Annotated in this window: 1 protein-coding gene; it reads left to right on the forward strand. The window is 29.8% G+C overall.

Going from position 1 to position 484, the window contains the following annotated elements; all coding sequences use genetic code 11:
- Positions 1-484: hypothetical protein (locus ETC00_RS19695; protein ID WP_171567733.1), on the forward strand; the 484-nt coding region annotated here is incomplete at both ends.

Genomic DNA, 484 nt, shown 5'->3' on the forward strand with positions numbered 1-484 from the left:
ATAAAGAACTCATTCTATCTCTTACAGATCATTTTTCAAATTCTCATGATTTTCATCCTTATTTATCTAATACAGCAAACTCTTTCGAATTATCAGATGAGTTTATTAAAACGGTTGAACATGGGGAAACATTAACAGGTTATAAAGTTCAATACGGAAAAAATAACATAGAGTCCAATAGTTCAGGATCTTTTTCTATCAGTTACATTGACGATGCTGAATTTAATATTTATAAAACTCATAAAGCATGGATAGAGTACATTAGTAGGGTTTATAGAGGTGAAGTGACTCCTAAAAGAGATTATATTCAAAAGAAAATTTTAGATTATACTGTTAGTGTTTACTATTTTATATGCGGACCTGACGGTGAGACAATTTTATTTTGGTCAAAATATTTTGGTGTATTCCCTACTAACACTCCTTCTAGTGCAAGTAGTTGGTCTAAAGGATCTAGTGTTAAATTACCTGAATTTACTATAAACTA

The sequence above is a fragment of the Brevibacillus sp. MCWH genome, assembly GCF_013096935.1.
Classification (GTDB): Bacteria; Bacillota; Bacilli; order Brevibacillales; family Brevibacillaceae; genus Brevibacillus; species Brevibacillus aydinogluensis.